Below are 22,885 nucleotides of genomic sequence, written 5' to 3'. Positions count from 1 at the left end.
AGACACAGATAAAGGCCATCGGCAGTTTTCGCCGAGTCCGGAGCAAGGCCCGTCCCCCGCCTATCCCGGACACCTGCGGCAGCCTATCCCCCCTCTCCGGGCTGCCGCATCGTTTCGAGTAGAAGGCCGCCGTGGTTCCCCCTCCACCACGGCGGTCTTTTTTTGCCTCGGATAGGCATTCGCAGCCCGTGGTCCAATCGTCTCTGGCTTTTTGTTTTCCTGTCCTGCCTTTACGGTTCCGGTTCTGAATCGAAAGGCTTGCAACAATGTCCGCAGTTTCCCCCGTCCTCGACCGTCTCGACAAGAATCTCGACCAGAGCCTCGAACGCCTGTTCGGCCTGCTCAGGATCAAGTCGATCTCCACCGATCCGGCCTATGCCGCCGACTGCCGCAAGGCGGCGGAATGGCTGGTGGCCGAGCTCAAGCTGATCGGCTTCGATGCCAGCGTGCGTGACACGCCCGGACACCCGATGGTGGTTGCGCATCATGACGGGCCGGCAGGCTCGCCGCATGTGCTGTTTTACGGCCATTACGACGTGCAGCCGGTCGATCCGATCGAATTGTGGGAAAGCGACCCGTTCGCGCCCGCGCTCAAGGAGGTCGAGCCCGGCCACAAGGTGATCACCGGGCGCGGCTCGGCCGACGACAAGGGCCAGTTGATGACCTTCGTCGAGGCGTGCCGCGCCTGGAAGCAGGTGCACGGCAATCTGCCGTGCCGCATCACCATCCTGTTCGAGGGCGAGGAGGAATCCGGCTCGCCGTCGCTGAAGCCGTTCCTCGAGGCCAATGCGGACGAACTCAAGGCCGATTTCGCGCTGGTCTGCGATACCGGCATGTGGGACCGCGACACGCCTTCGATCTGCGTCGGATTGCGCGGCCTGGTCGGTGAGGAGATCACGGTGAAGGCCGCCGACCGCGACCTGCATTCCGGCCTTTATGGCGGTGCCGCCGCCAACCCGATCCGCATCCTGGCCAAGGTCCTGGCCGACATCCACGACAAGGACGGCCATATCACCATCCCCGGCTTCTATGACGGCGTCGAGGAAACGCCGTCGCAGATCCTGAAATCGTGGGAGACGCTCGGCGAGACGGCCGAGACGTTCCTCGAGCCAGTCGGCCTGTCGATCCCGTCCGGCGAAAAGGGCCGCTCGGTGCTTGAATTGACCTGGGCGCGGCCGACGGCCGAGTTCAACGGCATCATCGGCGGCTATACCGGGAAGGGCTTCAAGACGGTGATCGCGGCGGAAGCCTCGGCGAAAGTGTCTTTCCGCCTGGTCCACAAGCAGGACCCGAAAAAAATCCGCGCCGCCTTCCAGAAATTCGTCAAGGAGCGCATTCCGGCCGACTGTTCGGTCGAATTCCACCCGCATGGCGGCTCGCCGGCAATCCAGCTTTCCTACGACTCGCCGTTCCTGGCCAAGGCCAAGAATGCGCTGTCCGACGAATGGCCGAAGCCGGCGGTGACGACGGGAAGCGGCGGCTCGATACCGGTGGTTGGCGACTTCCAGACCTATCTCGGCATGGAATCGCTGCTGGTCGGCTTCGGCCTCGACGATGACCGCATCCACTCGCCCAACGAGAAATACGAGCTCTCTTCCTTCCACAAGGGCCAGCGCTCGTGGGCACGGATTCTGGAGGCGCTGACGCGCTGAAGCGGCGGGACCCTCGTTTTCCTGTTGATTTTTCAGCGGATCACGGCGAGGACGGGCCACGAAATCAAAGCGCGGCGGCGCCCCTTGCCAGTCAAGGGGCGCCCAAGGTTCGACCGGAGAAGACAATGGCCGACATCCGTTTCCACAGAAATGACCTGCCCGACCTTTCGCACTACGATGTCGGGGCGGTGGCCATCGACACCGAAACGCTGGGACTGAACCCGCATCGCGACCGGCTGTGCGTGGTGCAGATTTCGCCTGGCGACGGGACGGCCGACGTCATCCAGATCGCGCCCGGCCAGAAGAAGGCGCCGAACCTCGTCAGCCTGCTGAGGAATCGCGGCGTGACCAAGCTGTTCCACTACGGTCGCTTCGACCTTGCCGTGCTTTACAACGCATTCGGAGTGATGCCCGAGCCGGTGTTCTGCACCAAGATCGCCTCGCGGCTGACCCGCACCTACACCGACCGGCACGGGCTGAAGGACATCTGCTTCGAGCTTCTCGGCGTCGGCCTGTCCAAGGTCCAGCAATCGTCGGACTGGGCGGCCGAGACGTTGTCGCCCGAACAGCTCGAATACGCCGCTTCCGACGTGCTCTATCTGCACCGGTTGCGCGATGTGCTGACTGGGCGGCTGGCGCGAGATGGGCGGATGAAGGAGGCCGATGCCTGCTTCCGCTTCCTGCCGACGCGTGCCAAACTCGACCTGATGGGCTGGGACGAAGAGGATATCTTCGCCCACAGCTGACGGCCCCGGCGACGATCTGCTGTCGGCCAGTTTGGAACCAGATGCGGGCCGCAGCGTTCTGTCGGCTCAAAGGGGGATGACATGGCGGACAGAAAGCCGATAGCGACCGCGCCGACCGACGGTTCCAAGGTCTCGGTTACCTGGAAGGACAGCGACGGCGTCATCAACGAATCCATCGCGCAATATCGCGACGGCGGCTGGTGGGTCTACACCGACAGCCACACGCAAAAGAAAGTCGAGCCGACCAGCTGGCGGCCCGCCGCAAGCGACGACGATGACCAATGAGGGCGCCGCTGGCGACGCCAGCTGCTTTCGAATAGCCTGAAGCCGTTGATATCGAGGCCGATTCGGAGCTTTCCGCTCCGCCGTCGCCCTCTTGCTCGGAGGAAATCGCTATGGGTGTCGAAAGCCTGCTCGTCTTCATCATCATTGGTGCCATCGCCGGCTGGCTCGCCGGTCTCATCGTGTCCGGCTTCGGCTTCGGCCTGGTCGGCAACATCATCGTGGGCATCGTCGGTGCGTTCATCGCCGGCTGGTTGTTCCCGCGGATCGGTTTCTCCATCGGCGGCGGCATTCTCGCCGCAATCATCCACGCCACGATCGGCGCCATCATCCTTTTGGTGCTGGTCAAGGTCCTGAAGCGAGCTTGACGCTCGACAACCGAAAGAGCGCGCCATGAAGCAGAACACACTCTATCTCCTGATTGGCGCGCTCGTCGTCGTGGTCATCGCGCTCGGTGTCTACGTCTATCGCGAACAGACCAAACCACAGGGCGTCGAGCTCAAGATCGACGACAAGGGCATCTCGATCCAGCAGAACTGACGGCATCTGACAGCTGCCGACCCTCGTCGCCTTGTCGTGGCACGTGGCGGCGCAGATGCGCCGTTCGGGCCGTTCCGCGAGCAATTGAATCCACATTGCTTTGATTTTTCCCGACTTAACCCGCCTTTAAACCGCCGCATCTACTCTTCAACCCGAACGCCATAGGCATCGGGGATATCAAGCACAGCGCATGGCGAACCGCAGAGACAGCCGCATCGAACCCAGTTTCGAGGGGCCGCCGCAGGCGAGATCCTCGGCGGGTCTTTCGGCGAACGAAGAGGATCGCGTCGTGCCGAGCAACCGCAAAGCCTCCGCCAAACGCAAGCCAGCCAAGGCTAAATCGTCGCGCGGCGGCCGCGGCAGAAGCCGGCGCGGCCTGTTCGGCGTGCTCGGCCGGCTGTTCTACTGGTGCTTCGTGCTCGCCATCTGGGGCGGCATCGCGGTGGCCGGCATCGTCGTCTATTACGGCGCCAAGATGCCGGCGGCGACGACCTGGTCGATCCCCGACCGCGCCCCCAACATCAAGATCGTCTCCGCCGATGGCCAGTTGCTCGCCAATCGCGGCATGAGCGGCGGCGAAGCCGTCGGCCTGCACGAAATGTCGCCCTATATCCCCGAGGCCGTCATCGCCATCGAGGACCGCCGCTTCTACTCGCATTTCGGCGTCGACCCGATCGGCCTGTCGCGCGCGATGGTGACCAATCTGCTTGGCGGGCATTTCTCGCAAGGCGGTTCGACGCTGACCCAGCAATTGGCGAAGAACCTGTTCCTGACGCCCGACCGCACGCTGGAACGCAAGGTGCAGGAGGTGCTGCTGGCGCTGTGGCTTGAGCACAAGCACACCAAGGACCAGATCCTCGAAATGTACCTCAACCGGGTCTATTTTGGCTCCGGCGCCTATGGTGTCGAAGCGGCTTCGCGCCGCTATTTCGGCAAAAGCGCGCGCGACGTCACCCTGTCGGAAGCCGCACTGCTTGCCGGCCTGTTGAAGGCGCCGTCGCGGCTGTCGCCGGCGCGCGATCCGAAGGCCGCCGAGGAACGTTCGCAGCTGGTGCTTGCCGCCATGCGCGACGAAGGCAAGATCAGCGAGAAGGAACTGAAGACCGCAATGAGCGCGCCGGCAACGCGCGCGCCATCCTACTGGACCGGCTCGGAGAACTACGTCGCCGACACCATCATGGAAGAACTGCCTGACCTGATCGGCGACATGCGCGGCGACATCATCGTCGACAGCACTGTCGACCTGACGCTGCAGAAGCTCGCCGAGCAATCGATCCGCCGGCTGATCGACGACAGCGGCAAGAAACTCAACGTCACCCAGGGCGCCCTGGTGTCGATCGACGATTCCGGTGCGGTGCGCGCCATGGTCGGCGGCTATGACTATGCGACCAGCCAGTTCGACCGTGCTTCGGAAGCACGCCGCCAGCCAGGCTCGGCGTTCAAGCCGTTCGTCTATATGGCCGCGCTGGAAGCCGGCCGCACGCCCGACAGCACGCGCAACGATGCGCCGATCAAGATCGGCAACTGGACCCCCGACAATTACGGCGGCAAATATTTCGGCAAGGTGACGCTGGCCACCGCACTGGCGAAGTCGCTGAATTCGGTCGCGGCCCAGCTGACCATGGAGGTCGGGCCGAACGCGGTCGTCGAAGCGGCACACCGCATGGGCATCCAGTCCGAGCTGCAGTCCAACACGTCGATCGCGCTCGGCACCTCGGAAGTGACGCCGCTGGAGCTGACCTCGGCCTATGTTCCCTTCGCCAATGGCGGCTACAAGCCGGACATCCATTTCATCCGCCGCGTGACCACCGTCGACGGCAAAGTGCTTTACGACAGCGGCGGCGGCAGTGCGCCGCGTGTCGTGAAGCCTGAGATCGTCGGCATGATGAACTCGATGATGACCGGTACGGTCGAGACCGGCACCGCCAGGAAAGCAGCTTTCGCCTGGCCTGCGGCTGGCAAGACCGGCACCAGCCAGAATTCGCGCGATGCCTGGTTCGTCGGCTACACCGCCAATCTCACCACCGGTGTCTGGTTCGGTAATGACGACGGCAGCCCGATGAAGAAGGTCACCGGCGGCGCGCTGCCGGCGCAGGCCTGGCACGAATTCATGGTCGCCGCGCATGAGGGCGTGCCGGTGCGGCCGCTGCCCGGCACCTGGAAATCGACACCGGCCGACACAATCGTGCCTGACGAGATACCTTCGGCAAACAACACGCCGCCGGTTCCGTCCATGTCCGTTGGCCAGCAGGCGCCGGCCGCGCAGGCGGCTCCGCCAGTCGCCCAGGCGCCTGCGCCGGTCCGTGCGGCGCGTCCAGCCCAGACGGTCGATGCCGACGGCCTTGCAATGCCGGAGGACGACGCTGCCACCGCGTCGATCAAGCATCCGGTGCCGCCGGGCAATGTTGGCGGTCCCCTGAAGAAGAAGCAGACCTCGATCCTCGATATCCTTGGCGGGGGGTGAGCGGCAACTCGCCTCTCGCCTCCGCGACGCGGTTCGGCTACACCTCCCAAAATGGCTGAACTCGACACCAGAAAGACCATCGTGCTGACCGGCGCCAGCCGGGGCATAGGCCACGCCACGGTCAAGCGTTTTTCGCGTGAGGGCTGGCGTGTCATCACCTGTTCGCGCCAGGCCTTTGCCGAGGACTGCCCGTGGCCGGCCGGCCCGGAAGACCACATCAAGGTCGATCTCGCCGACCAGGAAGATGTCGGCATCGCCGTTTCGGAAATCCGCCACCGGCTGGAAGCGCATGGCGGCCAGTTGCACGCGCTGGTCAACAATGCCGGCATCTCGCCGAAGCTCAAGGACGGCAACAGCCGGATGGACTCGATCGACACGCCGATGCATGTCTGGCGCGACGTGTTCCAGGTCAATTTCTTCGCGCCGATCATGCTGGCGCGCGGCCTGTTCAAGGAATTGGCGGCGGCCAAGGGCTCGATCGTCAACGTCACCTCGATCGCAGGCACCCGGGTGCATCCCTTCGCCGGCACCGCCTATGCGACATCGAAGGCCGCACTCGGCTCGCTGACGCGCGAGATGGCGCATGATTTCGGCCCGCATGGCATCCGTGTCAACGCCATTGCGCCGGGCGAGATCGACACCGCGATCCTGTCGCCAGGCACGGACAAGATCGTCGAGACGATCCCGCTGCGGCGCCTCGGCACCACGGCGGAAGTCGCCGACATCATCTTCTTCCTGTGCTCGCAGCAGGCGTCCTATGTGACCGGCTCGGAAATCCACATCAATGGCGGCCAGCACGTGTGAGCGGCTGACTTCAGGCTGGAAACTGCTCATCCGGCGATGGTGAGAACGGCCTTGCCGCTGAAGCTGCGCTGTCGCAGTGCGTCCAGGGCTTGGGCGATGTCCGTCCACGGCATGGTCAGAGCCACGCGCGTTTCGAGCCTGCCAGCCGCGACCAGAGCGAGCAGCGAGGCGATGTCGGCGCCAATGCCTGAACCGGAAGTGTAGTATGCGAAAGTCTGAAGCTTTGCCCCCTCGTGACCCGGAACGAACTGGCGGAATCCGATGGGCGTGAGTTCGCCGCTGCTCGAGCCGAACATGACAATAGTGCCTCCAGGCGCGACCCGTTCGATCGCGTGTGCGAGGCTTTCGCCTCCGACCGACTCGGTGATCAGCGAGAACGGCCCCTCAGCCAGTTCGATCGACTCGACAACCTGCTCGGCTCCCAGGCCGCGGAGATCCTCGGCATGCTGGGCGGCGGCGATCGCGGTCACCGACGCGCCTTGCTGGCGGGCGATCTGGACCTGGAACTGGCCGACCGCACCGCTTGCGCCGGTGATCAGGACCCGCTGGCCGGCCAGGTCACCGCCGAGGCGCAGGGTCCGCAGGGCGGTCGTGCCCGCGACCGGAACTGTGGCGGCGGAGATGAAGCCGACGTCATCCGGCAGGACGGCGAGACGGTCAGTTGAAACGGCGACACGTTCGGCCCAGCCGGCCTGGTCGACCAAAGCCACAACCCGGGTGCCTACAGCAGGCCCGGAGCCATCGGCTGCTGCGCGTTCGACAACCCCAACGATGTCCTGGCCGGGTATCCAGCCGTTCGGACGCAGGGCGAGCAGGCGCAGTTCACCGCGGTTCAACGAGGTTGCGCGGACCGAGACAAGCGCCTCATTCGCCAAGGGCCGCGGCTCCTCCAACTCGGCGAGCCTCAGCCTGGTGGCGCTGTCGGGAGATATGACCAAGGCGAGCATGGGGTCGTACCTTCTTGCTTGTGGACTGATAGCGGCGAGGGCGGAGCGTCGATGCGATCAGCTTGGTATCCGCTATATGCAAACCGGAGCCTATCGACTGTCCCGGCCGAATAATTTAGATATCATGGCAACTGATCGCTAAAAACCGTCAATCATGAGACAGCCTCTTCGCTACCCATGGGTCAATTTCGACGTCGATGGCGTCCTCGCGCCGGTAATCGCCGTGCGCGTTGACGTTGCCGAGACCAAGGCGGAGGTGCCCGACCATCGGCATCGCAAAGGGCAACTCGTCTTCGCGCTGGGAGGCGGCGTCATATGTCGCGTTCCCAATGGCCTGTGGATGGTGCCGCCTCATTGCGGAGTGTGGATTCCCAGTGACATCGTGCACAGCAATGCCGCGACCGCCAATGCCCGGATTTTTTTCGTATATATCGAGCCGGGAGCCGCCGATTTGCCGGACCGGTGCTGCACGTTCTCGATCTCGCCGCTGCTGTGCGAACTGATCCTCGAGCTGTCCGATAGCGTGCAGGACGACGCACGGGACGAACTCTTGACCAGGGTCCTGCTCGCCGAACTGCCTCGCATGCCTATCCAGCAACTGCATCTGCCGATTTCATCCGAGCCGCGCTTGAGGCGGATCGCCGAAGCGTTGGCGGAAGATCCTGCGGACCGCAGCACCCTGGCAGAATGGGCCAATCGCGTCGCGCTCAGCGAGAGTAGTCTCGCACGTCTCGCGGTGAAGGAGACGGGACTGACCTTCGGGCGCTGGCGTCAGCAACTGCAGTTGATCGTTGCGATACGGGAGTTGGCCGCCGGCGCGAGCGTGCAGCAAGTTTCAGGCGATCTCGGTTATGAATCCGTCACCGCCTTCATCACCATGTTCAAGAAGGCGCTTGGCAAGCCGCCGGCAAAGTATCTCAGCAATCTCGCGCAAAACGGTGGTTCAGCATTCGTCGCTTGATCAACCCGCTTCCAGACGATCTCATTACCAGCATCTGTGAGCCTGCAGGCCAGGACTTAGGCTACGGACGGCTCGGCGGCCTCCGGCCGCAACGCTGGCTTGTGGCCCATCACCTCTTCGACGATACCGCGAGCGATCTCGCGCTCGCCCATGATCACCGTGTCGGCGCCGAGCCCCTTGAGATGCTCGACCTCGGCGTCGGAATGGGCACGCGCAATGACGTTGATGCCGGGATTGGCGGCCCGCGCCCGCAGCACGATTTGCCCCGCTTCGAAGGCGTTGGGAATGGCCAGGATCAGCCGCTTGGCGCCCTCGGGGTTGGCGGCGGCGAACACTTCGGCGTTGGCCGCATTGCCGGATACGGTCTCGATGCCGTCGGCCTTCAGCCTGGCCAGTGTCTTGTCGGCATCCTCGATGACGAGGAAGGGCAGGGCGGCCTCTTTCAGCGCCGCGCCGACGAGGCTGCCGACACGGCCATAGCCGATCAGGATGGCGTGGTTGGTGAGGCTTGTCCTCGGCGGCCCGTCTTCCCCTTTGGCCGATACCGCGACCGAGGCCACCTGGCCCGGTTCCGTCGCCGGACCGACCGGCTTTGCCTCGACCGGCGCTGCCGTCCTGGCGGCGCGCCGCTCCAGCCACGGTTTCATCCAGTCGATGGCCAGGAACATCAGCGGGTTGAGGACGATCGACAGGATGGCGCCGGCCAGGATCAGGTCGCGACCCTGTTCCGGCAGAAGTTTCAGCCCGACGCCGAGTTCGGCCAGGATGAAGGAGAACTCGCCGATCTGGGCCAGGCTTGCCGAAATCATCAGCGCCGTGGCCAGCGGATAACCAAAGGCAATGACGATGACGAACGCCGCCAGCGACTTGCCGATGATGATGATGGCGAGTGTGGCGAGGATCGGCCAGCCATTGCTGATCAGGCTGAACGGGTCGAACAGCATGCCGACCGAGACGAAGAACAGCACGGAGAAGGCATCGCGCAGCGGCAGCGATTCTTCCGCAGCGCGATGGCTGAGCTCGGACTCGCTCATGATCATGCCTGCGAAGAAGGCGCCCAGCGCCAGCGAGACGCCGAATAGCTTGGCCGCCCCGAAGGCGACGCCGAGTGCTATCGCCAGCACGGCGAGCCGGAACAATTCGCGCGAGCCGGTGTGGGCGACATAGTGCAGGATCCAGGGAATGACCCGGCGGCCGACCACCAGCATGACGACGACGAAGGCAGCGACCTTGGCCAGCGTGATGCCGACAACACCCCAGATGCCATAGCTGGCCGGCAGCGACAGCAAGCCGCTGGCGTGGGCGCCGGCCTGCTCTTGGCCGCCGAGCACACCGGCAAGGGCCGGCAGCAGCACCAGCGCCAGCACCATGGCCAGGTCTTCGACGATCAGCCAGCCGACGGCGATGCGGCCGCGTTCCGTCTCGATCATGCGGCGTTCCTGCAAGGCGCGCAGCAGCACCACTGTCGAGGCGACCGAGAGCGCCAGGCCAAAGACCAGCCCAGCGCCCATCGACCAGCCGAGCATCCAGGACAGCCCGGCGCCGAGTGCCGTGGCAAAGCCGATCTGGACGATGGCGCCGGGCACGGCGATGGCGCGCACCGACAGAAGATCCTTCAGCGAGAAGTGCAGGCCGACGCCGAACATCAAGAGGATGACGCCGATCTCGGCCAGTTCATTGGCAAGCCCGGCATCGGCGACGAAGCCGGGCGTGTTCGGGCCGACCAGCACGCCGGCTACGAGATAGCCGACCAGTGGCGGAATGCGGAAGCGGTTGGCGAGAGCGCCGAAGACGAAAGCCAGCCCCAGACCGGCGACGATGGTGGCGATAAGGGGCGTGTCATGCGGCATTGTCTATGGAGCGCCTTTCAAACCGGTGATATCGGATGTGCGCCGCCCGAAGCCGCCGCCTGTTTGCAATATGGTGGACGGGGTGTCGGCGATGCAACCCGCAAGGGCGCGAAATCGACGGCGACAGGCGAAAAAACGAATGGCTGCCAGAATTCACGCAGATCATGTCACCGCCTGACCGAAAAGGGCGGTGATTTCGCTGTCCTGCTTGGGTTTGGTGCAGGCGGCTTTAATCTACTAAATTGGTAGAATTTAGAAAAAACTGTTTTGCGGCGTTTCCCGTTTGCCGTTAAAACCGCGGCAATTCAAGGCCCATAACAGCGGCTTGAATCCGGCCTGCGGGCGAATGGGGAATATTTTTCTCTCGGCTCTGGCGCTTTCGGAAAAGCGATTGCATCCTGTCATGCCTAGCGCGAGTGCGTTCCTTCTGGTTTTCTGCGCCCGCGCGTAGAACAGGCACCCTGTTCAGGATTCCGCTCGCGTCCATGTCGCACACAACTCCCAAGCTCAATGCCTTCCCCGTCTTCATGCGGGTCGAGGGGCAGACCGTGGCCATCGTCGGCGGCGGCGATGAGGCGCTGGCCAAGGCGCGGCTGATCGGGCAATCGAGCGCTGCCCTACGCATTATCGCGGAACACGCCGAGCCGGACCTGCTGGCCTTCATCACGCAGACCGATGCCAGCCATGTTGCCGCCGCCTACGACGCGACGCAACTCGATGGCGCGGTCATGGTGTTTGCCGCCAGCGGTGACGAGACGCTCGACCGCCGCGTGGCCACGGATGCGCGCCGGCTGGGCATTCCGGTCAATGCCGTCGACCGGCCGGAACTCTGCGATTTCTTCACCCCGGCGCTGGTCAACCGCGCGCCGGTCGCGATTGCCATCGGCACCGAAGGGGCAGGCCCGGTGCTTGCCCAGATGCTGCGCAGCCGCATCGACCAGATGTTGCCGCCGTCGCTGGGATCGCTGGCAACGCTCGCCGGTTCGCTGCGTGGCGCCGCCGAGAAGCTGCTGCCCAAGGGCAATGCCCGTCGTCGCTTCTGGAGCGATTTCTTCGCTGGTGCTCCCGCCCGCGCGGCTGAAGCCGGCGACCTGTCGCAGGCCCACGACGCCGCTGTCGATCTGTTGCTTTCGAACACACCGGTCTCGGGCCATATCGCGCTCGTCGGTGCCGGTCCTGGCGCCGAGGATCTTTTGACCCTGCGCGCCCACCGCCTGCTGATGGAAGCCGATGTCATTGTCCATGATGCACTGGTGCCGGAGGCGGTGGTTGCCATGGGCCGCCGCGATGCCGAGCGCCTGCCGGTGGGAAAACGCAAGGGCTGCCATACCAAGAGTCAGGCCGAAATCAATGCGCTGCTGGTCGAACTCGGCCGCGAAGGCAAGCGTGTCGTTCGGCTGAAGTCGGGCGATCCGCTGGTGTTCGGCCGGGCCGGCGAAGAGATGGCGGCACTGCGCGATGCCGGCATCTCCTACGAGGTTGTTCCAGGCGTCACCGCTGCCTTCGCCGCCGCCGCCGATTTCGAGCTGCCGCTGACCTTGCGCGGCGTGTCGTCGTCAATGGTGTTCACCACCGGCCACGACCTCAAGGGCAACTCGCTGCCCGACTGGGCCAGGCTTGCCATTTCCGGCGCCACGGTCGCGGTCTATATGGGCCGCTCGGTGGCGGCCGAGGTTGCCGGCCGGTTGATCGAGGCCGGCCTGTCGCCCGACACGGCGGTGGCCGTGGTTGAGAATGCCAGCCTTGCCAACCGCCGCCGCTTCCACGGCACGCTTGCCGACCTGCCGTCGCTGGAAGCGCGCGCCGATCTTTCCGGCCCGGTCATGACCATCATCGGCGATGCGGTCGCCGGCGCCAATTTTGAACGCTCCGAGCCGCTCGCGGCACACAGATATGAAGACGCGTCCACAGTGGTCGCCGTAGGAGTTCAGCCATGAAGATACTGACCGCCAACCGTCTCACCGACGGCATTGCCGTCTGGTACGCAGATGGCGGCTGGGCCGAGACGGTGGACCATGCCGACCTTGCGCATGACAAGGCGGCCGAGGATCGGCTGGAGGCGATCGGCGCCAAGGCCTATGCCGCCAATGAAGTGGTCGACGTCAATTTGATCGATGCCGATGTCGTCAACGGCGTCGTCGAGCCGGTGCGGCTGCGCGAGAAGATCCGCGCCGCCGGCCCGACCATCCGCAACGATCTCGGCAAGCAGGCTGCCAAGCAGGCGACTTGGGCAGCTTAACAAGACACCAGGCATGGGCGGACGCGCCCTGAAAGACGAAGCATGTACCGTTACGATGAGTTCGATCACGATTTTGTCCAGGCCCGCGTCGCCGAGTTCAGCGACCAGGTCCAGCGCCGGCTCGCCGGCGAGATCACCGAGGACCAGTTCAGGCCGCTGCGGCTGATGAACGGCGTCTATCTTCAGCTGCACGCCTACATGCTGCGCATCGCGGTGCCCTATGGCACGCTGAGCGGCAAGCAGTTGCGCATGCTCGGCCACATCGCCCGCAAATACGACAAGGGCTACGGCCATTTCACCACGCGCCAGAACATCCAGTTCAACTGGCCGGCGCTGTCGGACATTCCGGCGATCCTGGCGGATCTGGCAAGCGTCGAGATGCACGCCATCCAGACCAGCGGCAATTGCATCCGCAATGTCACCGCCGACCATTTTGCGGGTGCTGCCGCCGACGAGGCCGCCGATCCGCGCCCCTATGCGGAAATCCTGCGCCAATGGTCGTCGGTGCATCCGGAATTCTCGTTCCTGCCGCGCAAGTTCAAGATCGCGGTGACGGGTGCCGAGCGCGACCGCGCCGCCATCCAGACGCACGACATCGGCCTGCACCTGAAGAAGAACGCCGCCGGCGAACTCGGCTTCGCCGTCTATATCGGCGGCGGCCAGGGCCGCACGCCAATGGTGGCCAAAAAAATCCGCGACTTCCTGCCGGAAGCGGACCTTTTGTCCTACTGCACGGCGATCCTGCGCGTTTACAACCTCTACGGACGTCGCGACAACAAATACAAGGCGCGCATCAAGATCCTCGTCCACGAGACCGGCGTCGAGGAAATCACCCGTCAGGTCGAGGCCGAATGGCAGGAGCTGAAGGACGCCGAGCTGAAGCTGCCGGACGCCGATATCCGCGCCATCGAGGCCTATTTCGCGCCGCCGGCGCTCACTGAGCGGCCCGAAGGCGATGCAGCGGTGAAGCTTTCGCGCCTCGATTCGAAGAGTTTTTCCGATTGGCTCGACCAGAACGTGGTGACGCACCGCCATCCCGACTACGCGGCGGTGACGATCTCGCTCAAGGGCATCGGCGAGGTGCCGGGCGACGCCTCCGACAGCCAGATGGAAGCGGTCGCCGACATCGCCGAGAAGTACGCCTTCGATGAGCTTCGCGTCAGCCATGAGCAGAACCTGATCCTGCCGCATGTGGCGCGCGCCGACCTCAAGGCGGTCTATGACGCACTGGTCGACATCGGGCTGGCGACGGCCAATTCCAACCTGATATCGGACATCATCGCTTGCCCGGGCCTCGACTATTGCGCGCTGGCCACGGCGCGCTCGATCCCGATCGCCCAGGAAATCTCGCGCCGCTTCGCCTCGCTGGAGCGGCAGCGCGAGATCGGTGAACTGAAGTTGAAGATCTCCGGCTGCATCAACGCCTGCGGCCACCACCATGTCGGCCATATCGGCATCCTCGGCGTCGAGAAGAAGGGCTCCGAGCTCTATCAGGTGACGCTCGGCGGCTCGGCCGACGAGAACACGTCGGTCGGCGAGATCATCGGCCGCGGCTTCAGCTCGGAAGAGATCACCGACGCCATCGAGCAGATCGTCGAGACCTATCTCGGCCTTCGGTTCAATGCCCAAGAAAAATTCATCGACGCCTACCGCCGTGTCGGTCCCGCGCCGTTCAAGGAGGCGCTCTATGCTGGCGAAGCCAAGGCCGCTTGACCGTATCGTCGACGTCGATGACGGCATCGCCGCCAAAGCGGCGGGGCTCGATGCGCTCTATGGGCATCTGAAGCCGCTCGAGATCATCGAACGCTCGGCCCGCGAATTGTTCCCCGACGAGATCGCGGCGGTGTCGTCCTTCGGCGCGGATTCGGCTGTGCTGCTGCACATGATCTCCGAGATCGACCGCACGCTGCCGGTCATCTTCCTCGATACCGGCAAGCATTTCGAGGAGACGCTCGGCTATCGCGACGCGCTTGCCGCCGATTTCGGGCTGACCAACATCCGGGTGATCAAACCTGAAGAAGCAGCACTCGAACGGATCGATCCGACGGGCAATCTGCACCAGAGCAATACCGATGCCTGCTGCGACGTGCGCAAGGTCGAGCCGCTGGCGCGTGGTGTTGCACCCTTCCGCGCCTGGTTCACCGGCCGCAAGCGCTTCCAGGCCTCGACGCGGGCGGCACTGCCGGTGTTCGAGGCGGTCGGCCCGCGCATCCGCATCAATCCGCTGGCGCACTGGACGACGTCGGACCAGGCGGACTACATGCGCGCGCATGCGCTGCGCGAAAATCCGCTGGTCGCCTATGGCTATCTGTCGATCGGCTGCTTCCCCTGCACGCAGCCGGTGCAGCCGGGCGAGGACGCGCGCAGTGGCCGCTGGGCCGGCCATGCCAAGACCGAGTGCGGCATTCATCTGTCGGGGTTGGAGAAGTCGCTGACCGACGCATCACTATAGGGTATGCTGATATTCAGGTGATGCCGGCCTGCAAACGCTGGGTTCCTGCGCTTCCGGTGCTCACGTACTTAAGTACGCTCCGCTCCGGTTCTCGGAACGCATCGTTTTCGACGCGACCTGACCTGAATCTCAACACACCCCAGGATTTGGACTTAGGAATTTTTGATGACCGAACCGACGACACCGGAGACCCGCCTCTGGACCCCGACGGGTTTTCGCGAGGACGAGTGGACTCATGCCGAAAGCGCGGACGCACTGTCCGGCAATGGCCGCTTCATCCTGCCGCTGCAGGCGTTCCTCGACCTCGGTCCCGAGGTGCGGCGGTCTGCCAAGGAGCGGCTCGGTGTCGCGCTTCAGCCCGGCGACCAGCTCGAAAAGATCGCCGACCTGCTCGATCAGCTGTCGCTGGTGGCGCTGGTCTTCCCGGCCTTCAACGACGGCCGCTCTTTCTCGAAGGGCGAACTGCTGCGCAGCCGTTATCATTTCGAGGGTGCGGTCCGCGCCACAGGCCAGGTGCTGGTCGATCAGCTGCCGCATATGCTGCGGCTCGGTTTCGACGAGTTCGAGATTTCGAACCCGGTGCTGTTGAAGCGGCTGGACGAGGGACGCGTCGGCGGGTTGGGGCTCTACTATCAGCCGGCCGCCGTGCCTGAGCCCAAGGGGCCTGGCTATTCTTGGCGGCGCGTTCGCGCCAACTAGCTCGCTGCGTCAGGTCATTGCAACTGGCGTTGCAAAACTCGGCAACGCACACTCCTCGAGATATTTTCCAAAGAATCTTCCAGGTCGCGATCCGTTTCCACCCTTCTGGTCGTCCTTGGTGTGTCCGCAACAGAAGGAGACATGCCATGTCCGACGAGTCCGTTATTTTGGTCAATCTGCTGAAGGTCAAACCCGGCAAGCAGGATGCGCTGATCGCGCTCTTGAAGCAGAACACCGACATGGTGGTCCGCACGCTCCCCGGCTGGAAGACGACCCGGCTGATCGCGGCAAAGGACGGCGCCGGCGTCGTCATCTACTCCGAGTGGGAGACCCCCGCGGCCGTCGAGGCGATGCGCAGCGATCCGCGCATGAAAGCCTATTTCCCGAAGATCATTGAACTGGCGAGCTTGGACTCGATCATGGGCTCGGCGGTATTGAGCGAAATCCGGTGAGGGTGAACACGCAGGTAACAAGGGAGAACCGCAATGGCTCGGATGGTCGTGATTTACCAGACACCGAAGAACGTCGAGGCATTTGACCGACATTACTTCGAAATCCACGTGCCTCTCGCCAAGAAGATTCCGGGTCTCAGGAAATACGAGGTCAGCGACGGTCCCATCGCAACGCCGATAGGAACCTCCAATGTTCATCGGATCGGAACGCTGCATTTCGACGACCTCGCGGCGATCGAAAAGGCGTTTGCAAGCGCGGAGGGACAAGCGGCTGGGGCGGATCGCCGACTTTTCGCGCCTGATGACTCGGGCGTTCAAATGTTCCTTTTCGACGACAGGGACGTTTGACAACCATTCGGCCAACCTGTCGAGGATTCTCATTGGCATTGCTGCCCAATCCTTGGCGGAACAGAGAGCGGAAGCACTGTAGGTCTCGATACATGAACACTGACGAATTCGAGGATCGTCTGAAGGCGCTGCGGCCACGCCTTCATCGCTACTGCGCGCGCATGACGGGATCGGCGGTCAATGGCGAGGATGTATTGCAGGATACCCTCGTCAAGGCCCTTGACGCGCGCGCCCAGGGCGCCGCGGTGGACAATCTTGAGGGCTGGCTGTTTCGCATCGCCCACAATGCGAGCCTCGATTTCCTGCGCGACAGGTTCCGGAACACGGTCGTTGCGCTCACCGAAGACGTCGAAGCGGCGCCCATACCCGAGGCGGACATCGTCGCGATCAGCTTTCAGACGTTTCTGCGGCTGCCTGAACTTCAGCGCTGCGCGGTGATCCTCAAGGATGTTCTGGGTCATTCGGTCGACGAGATCGCAAGCATCGCCGAGTGCTCTCCGGCAGCCGCCAAATCGGCGCTTCAGCGCGGGCGCGCTGCACTGCGGCTTCTCGCGCAGGCGCCCGAAGACACAAGGCTGCCGCTGATGTCCGATTCGGACCGGCGCAAGATCGCCGCTTATGTCCATCTGTTCCGGAGCGGCGATTTCGACGCAATCCGCGCCATGCTCGCCGATGACGTGAAGCTCGATCTGGTGAACCGGCTCCAACTGGAAGGGCGCGACAAGATTGGCCTCTATTTCACGCGCTATGCGGAAGAGACGAAATGGCGGTTCGCCCTCGGCGCGGTTGAAGGACAGCCGGCCATGCTGGTCTTCGACAGCACCGGCTCGATGGACAGACCTGCGCATTTTGTCCTGATCGACTGGTCGGAAAGCCGGATCATCGAGATCCGAGATTTCTTGTTTGCTCCCTATGTGCTCGAAGCCATGGATTGGGTGCGGTTGGGATAAAAGGTTGTGGTCGAGTTCTAGCCCAACCCAAGAGGGCCACCAGCGATTCATCTGCTAGACTGGTGCCGCGTTGACGCAGCGGTAATTCCGCGCGTCTTTACAACGCCTCTGATAGGCCTTCTCTTGGTCGTCCGGACGGAAACATCCGCCGGGCGCGTGCCGGGAGGAGATGATGGATTTCGACTATGTCATTGCCGGTGGCGGGTCCGCCGGCTGCACGCTTGCCGCGCGGCTCTCCGAAGATCCATCGAAAACGGTTTGCCTGATCGAAGCCGGCGGCGAAGGCAGAAACCTGCTCATCCGTGCGCCGGCCGGCATCATCGCGCTGTTGCCGGGCCGGCCGAAGATCAGCAACTGGGCCTTCGAGACGGTGCCGCAGGATGGCCTTGGCGGCCGCAAGGGGTACCAGCCGCGCGGCAAGGCGCTAGGGGGCTCGAGCGCCATCAATGCCATGCTCTACACACGCGGGCACCGCGGCGATTATGACGAATGGGCCGATCTCGGCTGCGACGGGTGGTCATGGGACGAGGTGCTGCCTTATTTCCGGCGCGCGGAAGGCAATCAGCGTGGCGGTGATGCCTTGCACGGCGGTGACGGACCGCTTCGGGTCGCCGAGCAGCAGGAGCCGCGTGCGCTCTCCAAGGCCTTTATCGAGGCCTGTGGCGAAAACCAGATCCGGCGCAATGATGATTTCAACGGGGCTGAACAGGAAGGAGCCGGACTTTATCAGGTCACGCAATTCTGGGGCGAACGCCGCAATGGCGAGCGATGCTCGGCCGCTGCCGCCTATCTGCATCCGGCGTTGAGCCGGCCAAACCTTACCGTTATCACCGGAGCGCAGGCCACGGGTATCGTCCTTGACGGCAAGCGGGCCACCGGGGTGCGCTACCGCGCGGGCAAGGGCGAAGCCGTTGCCAAAGCCAGGCGCGAGGTCATCGTCTGCGGTGGTGCCTTCGGCTCGCCGCAGCTCTTGTTGCTGTCCGGGATCGGCCCGGCTGTCGAGCTTGCAGCGCACGGAATTCCGGTCGTCCATGAACTGCCCGGCGTCGGCAAGAACCTGCAGGATCATGTCGATTTCATCATGGGTTGGACATCTAAGGATGCCGACATGATGGGCATCGGCCTGCGCGGTCTGCCTGGCCTGCTGCGGCATATGCAGCGCTGGCGCAGGGATGGCGGCGGTATGATCGCCACGCCTTATGCGGAAGGCGGCGCCTTCCTCAAATCCGACCCGGCGATCGACCGGCCCGACCTGCAACTGCACTTCTGCATCGCCATCGTCGACGATCATGGCCGCAAGTTGCATATGGGTTATGGCTTTTCCTGCCACGTCTGCGTGCTACGGCCGTATTCGCGCGGCGAGGTCGGGCTGTCGACGCCGAACCCACTGGCGCCACCGCGCATCGATCCGCGTTTTCTGTCCGACGAACGCGACGCCGAGCTGTTGCTCAAGGGGGTCAGAATGATGCGCGGCATACTGGAGGCGCCGGCGCTGGCCAAATACCGCGCCAAGGAAATCTATACCGCCGGCGTTTCGAGCGATGCGGAGCTGATGACCCATATCCGAGCCCGCGCCGATACGATCTATCACCCGGCGGGTACCTGCAAGATGGGCATCGATGATCTGGCGGTGGTCGATCCCGAACTCCGCGTGCGCGGCATGCAAGGTTTGCGGGTCGTCGACGCCTCGGTGATGCCGACGCTGATCGGCGGCAACACCAATGCGCCGACCATCATGATCGCCGAAAAAGCGGCTGATATGATCAAGGCGGTTGCCTGACCGAAATTCTGGTCGAACCAGCAGCGCCATTTTCGTCCGTCGTGAAACGACTGGCAGCGATTCCAGGCGTAATCGACCCACAATTGGTCTTACCAATTGTGCGATTTACGCTTTCCCTCCCGCCATCCTGCCCTTAGGATAGGTCCATTATTTCGCAATCCGAAATAAATAGGACCACAAGGGAGGAACCGGAAATGGCTGGCAAGAAAATACTGATGCTCGTTGGCGAGTTCAGCGAGGAGTACGAGATTTTCGTCTTTGAACAGGCCATGCATGCCGTCGGCCATACGGTTCATGTCGTCTGCCCCGACAAGAAGGCCGGCGACATCCTGAAGACGTCGCTGCACGATTTCGAAGGCCACCAGACCTATACGGAAAAGCCAGGCCACGACTACATCCTCAACAAGACCTTCGCCGAGGTGAAGCCAGACGACTATGATGCCGTCTATGCGGCGGGCGGGCGCGGGCCGGAATACATCCGCATCGACAAACGGGTGCAGGCGCTGGTGCGGCATTTCCACGAAGCCGGCAAGCCGATCTTCACCATCTGCCATGGCGTGCAGATCCTGATCGCGGTCGACGGTGTGGTGCGGGGCCGGGAAGTCGCCGCACTGCATTATTGCGAGCCGGAAGTGACGCTCGCCGGCGGCATCTATATCGATGTCGCGCCGACCGGCGCCCATGTCGACGGCAATCTCGTGTCAGCCAAGGGCTGGCCAGGCCTGTCCAACTTCATCCGCGAATGCCTGAAGGTGCTGGGCACCGAAATCCGCCATGGCGAGATCCTGATGCGCGACGAGCGCCAGGCGGCCTGAGCGGTTCTGCGTTTCCGTGAAACGTTCTAGGGAGTTGCCAATGCCGCCGCGCCATATGGTGCGGCGGTTCGTTATGCGGCTGACCTCGCCTCGCGGAACGACACCAGCTTGCGGCGGTTTTCGTCCCACAACGCCAGTTTGACGCAGCGCAGGCTGTCGAGCAGCGTGATGCGACCGATGCCGCGCAGTTCCGGATAATCCCGCAGCACTTCCTGCAACCGGTAGCCCGGCACCTTGGCGGAGAGGTGGTGGACGTGATGGACGCCGATGTTGCCGGTGAACCAGTTCAGCACCGGCGGCAGGTCGTAGTAGGACGAGCCGTGCAAGGCGGCATGCTGGAATTCCCAGTCGGCATCCTTTGCCCATTCCGTTTCTTCGAACTGGTGCTGGACGTAGAACAGCCAGATGCCGGCCGAACCGGCGAGGATGACGATCGGCAGATGGACGATCAGGAACGCACCAGGGCCGACGAACCAGATGAGGACGGCTGCCGCAACCGCGATGGCGAGATTGGTGGTCATTGACGACACCCAGGGCGTCAGGCCGCCCCGCATCATGCCGATGGGTAACCTTTGCTCGAAGATGAACAGCCAGATCGGCCCGAGCCCGAACATCACCAGCGGGTGGCGATAGAGACGATAGGCAAGGCGGCCTCGCCATGACATCTGCCGGTATTCGGCAACGGTCAGCGTCCTGATGTCGCCCATGCCGCGTTCGTCAAGATTGCCGGCGCTGGCATGATGCGTCGCGTGGGCGCGCCGCCAGCAATCGTAGGGCGTCAACGTCAGGACGCCGAGCGCGCGGCCGATCCAGTCGTCCGCATAGCGATTGGCGAAGAAGGAACCGTGGCCGCAATCGTGCTGGATCATGAAGATCCGCACCAGAAACCCGGCGGCGGGAAGAATGAGGACCAAACCCCACCAATGACCGTAGGAATAGGCAGCCGAAGACAGCGCCCAGAGCGTGACGAACGGAATGAGAGTGATGGCGAGTTCGAGCGTGCTGCGCCGCCTGTCAGGCTTTTTGTAACGCGCCAGAATCTTCAGCCAGGCGCGCTTGCTGTTGGCGGCCGCTTCAGGGGAAATCATGTTCATCAGGAAGCATAGTCGGGGCGTTCGGCCACCGCAAGACGAGGATCACGCAAAATTACTGTGCGTAATTGTCGCGTGGCATGGCCGCCGAGCCAGTCAATCGGCGCTTGACTGGCTGGATGGTCCACTCCTGGAGCGGCGGCTTTCAAGCCCAAACCGTTCAGGACCCGATGCTCTCTCCTTTGTTTGAGCATCGGGTTTTCCACGTTCTGGGGACCGATATTCTACTCGCGATCGAGGACGGGACAGCCGCGCTCGGTTCCGAAAGTCACGCGCACGCGGTCGCCATCCTGTCTGCCGAGGACCGTGATCTCCCTGCGGCCAACGGACTCTATCCGTGCCCGACGGATGCCCATGCGGTCCGCCTTGTCGAGAGCCCGGTCCTCCGTGCAGCCTCGTGATTGACGACGGTCGCGCCGGTCGTCGCGTCGGGCGCCGTCGCAATTGTCGTCGTTGGGATCGCAATCTTGCATGAGCTTCAGCCGCGGGCCGTGTTTGCCCAATTCCAGTTGCAGATCGTCTGCCTGTGCCGGAAAGGCCACCAATGTAACGGCGCCGAGGCCGACAAGCGCCGACAAAAATGAGGTGATTGAAACCTTGCGCATTATGCCCTCCATGTGAATCAAATCGCTTCTATCGTTAAATGGTTCGGCACTCGCAGGCTATTGCCGATAGAGATTTGCAACCAAGAATGTCGTTGCGTTACTGCCGGCGCAAGCCGATGTCACCATCCTCGGCCCCGTCGAGGCGGTCGAGCAGCTCCCTGAAGCGATCGGGAATGTCGGCTTCGGTGCGGAAGGCCGGCAAGGTGCGCAGAAAGCGCGTCATCGCCTCGGCACCGAACTGGCGCCTGACCTCTGTGGCGAGCCGTTCTCCCTTTTTGGCGTTGTTGTTGGTCGTCATCTCAAAATCCTTTGTCGGTTTCGAAACTCCTCCAGCAAGGGAATGGTTCCCTTACGACGCCATCCAGGCAAGCGAAGCCGACAGTTACGGTAAAAATTGAATTAAAATTGAAATGATCGCGTTTCTCGTCCAGCCCTCGGTCAATAGGCCCACTGTTGCTTACCCCTTGATTTTTGGCTGCCAAACCTCGATATCGGGCACAAAATCCACACCATTCGAGATGACGGGAAACGGCGATGAGCGACCAGGCAAAAGACGAACGCGCGCCCGATGAAGTCGAGGCGACCGAGGCCAATGCCGAACGCGCGGAAGGCAGCATCGACGGCGACTATGAAGCGCTTGTGCGGCTGCTGAAGGAAAATGAAGAATTGAAGGACCGCGCGCTACGCGTGGCGGCCGAGATGGAAAACCTGCGCCGCCGCACCGCGCGCGACGTGCACGACGCGCGCACTTACGCGGTGGCGAATTTCGCCCGCGACATGCTGTCGGTGTCGGACAATCTGCGCCGCGCGCTCGACGCCATCCCTGCCGAGGCCAAAGCGGCCGGCGATGCCGGATTCAAGGCGCTGATCGAAGGCGTCGACCTCACCGAGCGTGCCATGCTGTCGGCGCTGGAACGGCACGGGGTCAAGAAGCTCGCACCGGAAGGCGAGAAGTTCGATCCCAATTTCCACCAGGCGATGTTCGAGGTGCCCAATCCGGATGTCCCGGCCAACACTGTAGTTCAGGTCGTGCAGCCTGGCTATTCGATCGGCGAGCGGGTGCTGCGCCCGGCCATGGTCGGCGTCGCCAAGGGCGGCCCCAAGCATGCCGCAGGCGAAGCGCCGGTCGAGCCGGGGCCTGTCAATGAGCAGGCTGAGAAGGATGCGTAAGGGATAGTGAGTAGCGAATAGAGAGTAGCGAGTAGCGA

General features: G+C 63.4%; 24 protein-coding genes. 19 read left to right on the top strand and 5 right to left on the bottom strand.

The genetic code is table 11. The annotated features are described in order from the left end of the window. The first annotated feature begins 266 nt into the window (after positions 1 to 266). The 7 genes from BPNPMPFG_RS16205 (at position 267) to BPNPMPFG_RS16175 (ending at position 6,488) form a co-directional block, all read left to right on the top strand. Positions 267 to 1,652, top strand: a complete 1,386-nt coding sequence (locus BPNPMPFG_RS16205; RefSeq protein WP_258596504.1) for a M20/M25/M40 family metallo-hydrolase — start codon at positions 267 to 269, stop codon at positions 1,650 to 1,652. A 125-nt stretch (positions 1,653 to 1,777) separates the two neighbouring features. Further along, positions 1,778 to 2,398 (top strand): ribonuclease D, encoded by a 621-nt coding sequence (locus tag BPNPMPFG_RS16200; RefSeq protein WP_258596502.1) that lies wholly within the window; start codon positions 1,778 to 1,780, stop codon positions 2,396 to 2,398. Positions 2,399 to 2,479: 81 nt separating this feature from the next. After that, positions 2,480 to 2,683 carry a hypothetical protein gene (locus BPNPMPFG_RS16195; RefSeq protein ID WP_258596500.1) on the top strand — a complete coding sequence of 68 codons (204 nt, stop codon included), beginning with the start codon at positions 2,480 to 2,482 and terminating at the stop codon, positions 2,681 to 2,683. Between the two features lie 110 nt (positions 2,684 to 2,793). Next, entirely contained in the window at positions 2,794 to 3,048 is a 255-nt protein-coding gene (locus BPNPMPFG_RS16190) for a GlsB/YeaQ/YmgE family stress response membrane protein (RefSeq protein ID WP_258596498.1), read from the top strand. Between the two features lie 25 nt (positions 3,049 to 3,073). Further along, positions 3,074 to 3,220 (top strand): hypothetical protein, encoded by a 147-nt coding sequence (locus BPNPMPFG_RS16185; protein WP_258596497.1) that lies wholly within the window; start codon positions 3,074 to 3,076, stop codon positions 3,218 to 3,220. A gap of 190 nt (positions 3,221 to 3,410) precedes the next feature. After that, positions 3,411 to 5,684 (top strand): transglycosylase domain-containing protein, encoded by a 2,274-nt coding sequence (locus tag BPNPMPFG_RS16180; RefSeq protein WP_258596495.1) that lies wholly within the window; start codon positions 3,411 to 3,413, stop codon positions 5,682 to 5,684. A gap of 51 nt (positions 5,685 to 5,735) precedes the next feature. After that, the gene (locus BPNPMPFG_RS16175) at positions 5,736 to 6,488 is read left to right on the top strand and encodes an SDR family NAD(P)-dependent oxidoreductase (protein ID WP_095199543.1); all 753 of its coding nucleotides are present in this window, start codon (positions 5,736 to 5,738) and stop codon (positions 6,486 to 6,488) included. A 26-nt stretch (positions 6,489 to 6,514) separates the two neighbouring features. On the opposite strand, the gene BPNPMPFG_RS16170 is transcribed toward BPNPMPFG_RS16175, so the two are convergent. Beyond that, complete coding sequence (locus BPNPMPFG_RS16170; RefSeq protein ID WP_258596493.1) at positions 6,515 to 7,435, bottom strand: zinc-binding dehydrogenase; 921 nt, start codon at positions 7,433 to 7,435, stop codon at positions 6,515 to 6,517. Between the two features lie 154 nt (positions 7,436 to 7,589). Between BPNPMPFG_RS16170 and BPNPMPFG_RS16165 the strand changes: the two genes are divergently transcribed. Beyond that, entirely contained in the window at positions 7,590 to 8,396 is an 807-nt protein-coding gene (locus tag BPNPMPFG_RS16165; RefSeq protein ID WP_258596491.1) for an AraC family transcriptional regulator, read from the top strand. A gap of 56 nt (positions 8,397 to 8,452) precedes the next feature. On the opposite strand, the gene ybaL is transcribed toward BPNPMPFG_RS16165, so the two are convergent. After that, positions 8,453 to 10,246 (bottom strand): YbaL family putative K(+) efflux transporter, encoded by a 1,794-nt coding sequence (ybaL, locus tag BPNPMPFG_RS16160; RefSeq protein ID WP_258596489.1) that lies wholly within the window; start codon positions 10,244 to 10,246, stop codon positions 8,453 to 8,455. Positions 10,247 to 10,731: 485 nt separating this feature from the next. On the opposite strand from ybaL, the gene cysG reads away from it, so the two are divergent. From cysG to BPNPMPFG_RS16110, 10 genes are all read left to right on the top strand, one after another. Then, a complete protein-coding gene (gene cysG, locus BPNPMPFG_RS16155) occupies positions 10,732 to 12,183 on the top strand; it encodes a siroheme synthase CysG (RefSeq protein ID WP_258596488.1) in 1,452 nt (483 codons plus the stop codon). Further along, positions 12,180 to 12,485: a DUF2849 domain-containing protein gene (locus BPNPMPFG_RS16150; RefSeq protein WP_258596487.1), complete on the top strand. Its 306-nt coding sequence runs from the start codon at positions 12,180 to 12,182 to the stop codon at positions 12,483 to 12,485. The genes cysG and BPNPMPFG_RS16150 overlap by 4 nt, the downstream gene beginning before the upstream one ends. Positions 12,486 to 12,527: 42 nt before the next feature. Next, on the top strand, positions 12,528 to 14,198 hold the full coding sequence (locus BPNPMPFG_RS16145) for a nitrite/sulfite reductase (RefSeq protein WP_258596485.1): 1,671 nt from the start codon (positions 12,528 to 12,530) through the stop codon (positions 14,196 to 14,198). Then, positions 14,173 to 14,937: a phosphoadenylyl-sulfate reductase gene (locus BPNPMPFG_RS16140; protein WP_258596484.1), complete on the top strand. Its 765-nt coding sequence runs from the start codon at positions 14,173 to 14,175 to the stop codon at positions 14,935 to 14,937. The genes BPNPMPFG_RS16145 and BPNPMPFG_RS16140 overlap by 26 nt, the downstream gene beginning before the upstream one ends. Positions 14,938 to 15,102: 165 nt before the next feature. Further along, positions 15,103 to 15,636 (top strand): DUF934 domain-containing protein, encoded by a 534-nt coding sequence (locus BPNPMPFG_RS16135; protein WP_258596482.1) that lies wholly within the window; start codon positions 15,103 to 15,105, stop codon positions 15,634 to 15,636. A gap of 146 nt (positions 15,637 to 15,782) precedes the next feature. Further along, positions 15,783 to 16,088: a putative quinol monooxygenase gene (locus BPNPMPFG_RS16130; protein ID WP_258596479.1), complete on the top strand. Its 306-nt coding sequence runs from the start codon at positions 15,783 to 15,785 to the stop codon at positions 16,086 to 16,088. A gap of 33 nt (positions 16,089 to 16,121) precedes the next feature. Beyond that, positions 16,122 to 16,436, top strand: a complete 315-nt coding sequence (locus BPNPMPFG_RS16125; RefSeq protein WP_258596476.1) for an EthD family reductase — start codon at positions 16,122 to 16,124, stop codon at positions 16,434 to 16,436. Between the two features lie 92 nt (positions 16,437 to 16,528). Continuing rightward, a complete protein-coding gene (locus BPNPMPFG_RS16120; protein ID WP_258596474.1) occupies positions 16,529 to 17,386 on the top strand; it encodes a sigma-70 family RNA polymerase sigma factor in 858 nt (285 codons plus the stop codon). Positions 17,387 to 17,558: 172 nt separating this feature from the next. Beyond that, positions 17,559 to 19,166: a GMC family oxidoreductase gene (locus BPNPMPFG_RS16115; protein WP_258596779.1), complete on the top strand. Its 1,608-nt coding sequence runs from the start codon at positions 17,559 to 17,561 to the stop codon at positions 19,164 to 19,166. 194 nt (positions 19,167 to 19,360) lie between these two features. Next, positions 19,361 to 19,981 carry a DJ-1/PfpI family protein gene (locus BPNPMPFG_RS16110; RefSeq protein WP_258596473.1) on the top strand — a complete coding sequence of 207 codons (621 nt, stop codon included), beginning with the start codon at positions 19,361 to 19,363 and terminating at the stop codon, positions 19,979 to 19,981. Positions 19,982 to 20,052: 71 nt separating this feature from the next. Here the strand turns inward: BPNPMPFG_RS16110 and BPNPMPFG_RS16105 are convergent, their stop codons facing one another. The 3 genes from BPNPMPFG_RS16105 to BPNPMPFG_RS16095 all read right to left on the bottom strand — a co-directional run bounded on the left by BPNPMPFG_RS16105 (position 20,053) and on the right by BPNPMPFG_RS16095 (position 21,975). Beyond that, the gene (locus BPNPMPFG_RS16105) at positions 20,053 to 21,075 is read right to left on the bottom strand and encodes a fatty acid desaturase (RefSeq protein ID WP_258596471.1); all 1,023 of its coding nucleotides are present in this window, start codon (positions 21,073 to 21,075) and stop codon (positions 20,053 to 20,055) included. A 221-nt stretch (positions 21,076 to 21,296) separates the two neighbouring features. Next, positions 21,297 to 21,677: a hypothetical protein gene (locus BPNPMPFG_RS16100; protein ID WP_258596470.1), complete on the bottom strand. Its 381-nt coding sequence runs from the start codon at positions 21,675 to 21,677 to the stop codon at positions 21,297 to 21,299. 97 nt (positions 21,678 to 21,774) lie between these two features. After that, the gene (locus BPNPMPFG_RS16095) at positions 21,775 to 21,975 is read right to left on the bottom strand and encodes a hypothetical protein (protein ID WP_258596469.1); all 201 of its coding nucleotides are present in this window, start codon (positions 21,973 to 21,975) and stop codon (positions 21,775 to 21,777) included. Positions 21,976 to 22,211: 236 nt separating this feature from the next. Between BPNPMPFG_RS16095 and grpE the strand changes: the two genes are divergently transcribed. Then, the gene (grpE, locus tag BPNPMPFG_RS16090; protein WP_258596468.1) at positions 22,212 to 22,847 is read left to right on the top strand and encodes a nucleotide exchange factor GrpE; all 636 of its coding nucleotides are present in this window, start codon (positions 22,212 to 22,214) and stop codon (positions 22,845 to 22,847) included. Positions 22,848 to 22,885 lie beyond the last annotated feature (38 nt).

The organism is Mesorhizobium sp. AR07 (genome assembly GCF_024746815.1).
Classification (GTDB): domain Bacteria; phylum Pseudomonadota; class Alphaproteobacteria; order Rhizobiales; family Rhizobiaceae; genus Mesorhizobium.
This window is presented reverse-complemented; position numbering and strand designations above follow the sequence as displayed.

Excerpts from the sequence above, each read along its gene's own strand:
- BPNPMPFG_RS16205 (WP_258596504.1), top strand. The coding sequence starts at position 267 with ATGTCCGCAGTTTCCCCCGTCCTCGACCGTCTCGACAAGAATCTCGAC.
- BPNPMPFG_RS16200 (WP_258596502.1), top strand. The coding sequence starts at position 1,778 with ATGGCCGACATCCGTTTCCACAGAAATGACCTGCCCGACCTTTCGCAC.
- BPNPMPFG_RS16195 (WP_258596500.1), top strand. The coding sequence starts at position 2,480 with ATGGCGGACAGAAAGCCGATAGCGACCGCGCCGACCGACGGTTCCAAG.
- BPNPMPFG_RS16190 (WP_258596498.1), top strand. The coding sequence starts at position 2,794 with ATGGGTGTCGAAAGCCTGCTCGTCTTCATCATCATTGGTGCCATCGCC.
- BPNPMPFG_RS16185 (WP_258596497.1), top strand. The coding sequence starts at position 3,074 with ATGAAGCAGAACACACTCTATCTCCTGATTGGCGCGCTCGTCGTCGTG.
- BPNPMPFG_RS16180 (WP_258596495.1), top strand. The coding sequence starts at position 3,411 with ATGGCGAACCGCAGAGACAGCCGCATCGAACCCAGTTTCGAGGGGCCG.
- BPNPMPFG_RS16175 (WP_095199543.1), top strand. The coding sequence starts at position 5,736 with ATGGCTGAACTCGACACCAGAAAGACCATCGTGCTGACCGGCGCCAGC.
- BPNPMPFG_RS16170 (WP_258596493.1), bottom strand. The coding sequence starts at position 7,435 with ATGCTCGCCTTGGTCATATCTCCCGACAGCGCCACCAGGCTGAGGCTC.
- BPNPMPFG_RS16165 (WP_258596491.1), top strand. The coding sequence starts at position 7,590 with ATGAGACAGCCTCTTCGCTACCCATGGGTCAATTTCGACGTCGATGGC.
- ybaL (WP_258596489.1), bottom strand. The coding sequence starts at position 10,246 with ATGCCGCATGACACGCCCCTTATCGCCACCATCGTCGCCGGTCTGGGG.
- cysG (WP_258596488.1), top strand. The coding sequence starts at position 10,732 with ATGTCGCACACAACTCCCAAGCTCAATGCCTTCCCCGTCTTCATGCGG.
- BPNPMPFG_RS16150 (WP_258596487.1), top strand. The coding sequence starts at position 12,180 with ATGAAGATACTGACCGCCAACCGTCTCACCGACGGCATTGCCGTCTGG.
- BPNPMPFG_RS16145 (WP_258596485.1), top strand. The coding sequence starts at position 12,528 with ATGTACCGTTACGATGAGTTCGATCACGATTTTGTCCAGGCCCGCGTC.
- BPNPMPFG_RS16140 (WP_258596484.1), top strand. The coding sequence starts at position 14,173 with ATGCTGGCGAAGCCAAGGCCGCTTGACCGTATCGTCGACGTCGATGAC.
- BPNPMPFG_RS16135 (WP_258596482.1), top strand. The coding sequence starts at position 15,103 with ATGACCGAACCGACGACACCGGAGACCCGCCTCTGGACCCCGACGGGT.
- BPNPMPFG_RS16130 (WP_258596479.1), top strand. The coding sequence starts at position 15,783 with ATGTCCGACGAGTCCGTTATTTTGGTCAATCTGCTGAAGGTCAAACCC.
- BPNPMPFG_RS16125 (WP_258596476.1), top strand. The coding sequence starts at position 16,122 with ATGGCTCGGATGGTCGTGATTTACCAGACACCGAAGAACGTCGAGGCA.
- BPNPMPFG_RS16120 (WP_258596474.1), top strand. The coding sequence starts at position 16,529 with ATGAACACTGACGAATTCGAGGATCGTCTGAAGGCGCTGCGGCCACGC.
- BPNPMPFG_RS16115 (WP_258596779.1), top strand. The coding sequence starts at position 17,559 with ATGGATTTCGACTATGTCATTGCCGGTGGCGGGTCCGCCGGCTGCACG.
- BPNPMPFG_RS16110 (WP_258596473.1), top strand. The coding sequence starts at position 19,361 with ATGGCTGGCAAGAAAATACTGATGCTCGTTGGCGAGTTCAGCGAGGAG.
- BPNPMPFG_RS16105 (WP_258596471.1), bottom strand. The coding sequence starts at position 21,075 with ATGAACATGATTTCCCCTGAAGCGGCCGCCAACAGCAAGCGCGCCTGG.
- BPNPMPFG_RS16100 (WP_258596470.1), bottom strand. The coding sequence starts at position 21,677 with ATGCGCAAGGTTTCAATCACCTCATTTTTGTCGGCGCTTGTCGGCCTC.
- BPNPMPFG_RS16095 (WP_258596469.1), bottom strand. The coding sequence starts at position 21,975 with ATGACGACCAACAACAACGCCAAAAAGGGAGAACGGCTCGCCACAGAG.
- grpE (WP_258596468.1), top strand. The coding sequence starts at position 22,212 with ATGAGCGACCAGGCAAAAGACGAACGCGCGCCCGATGAAGTCGAGGCG.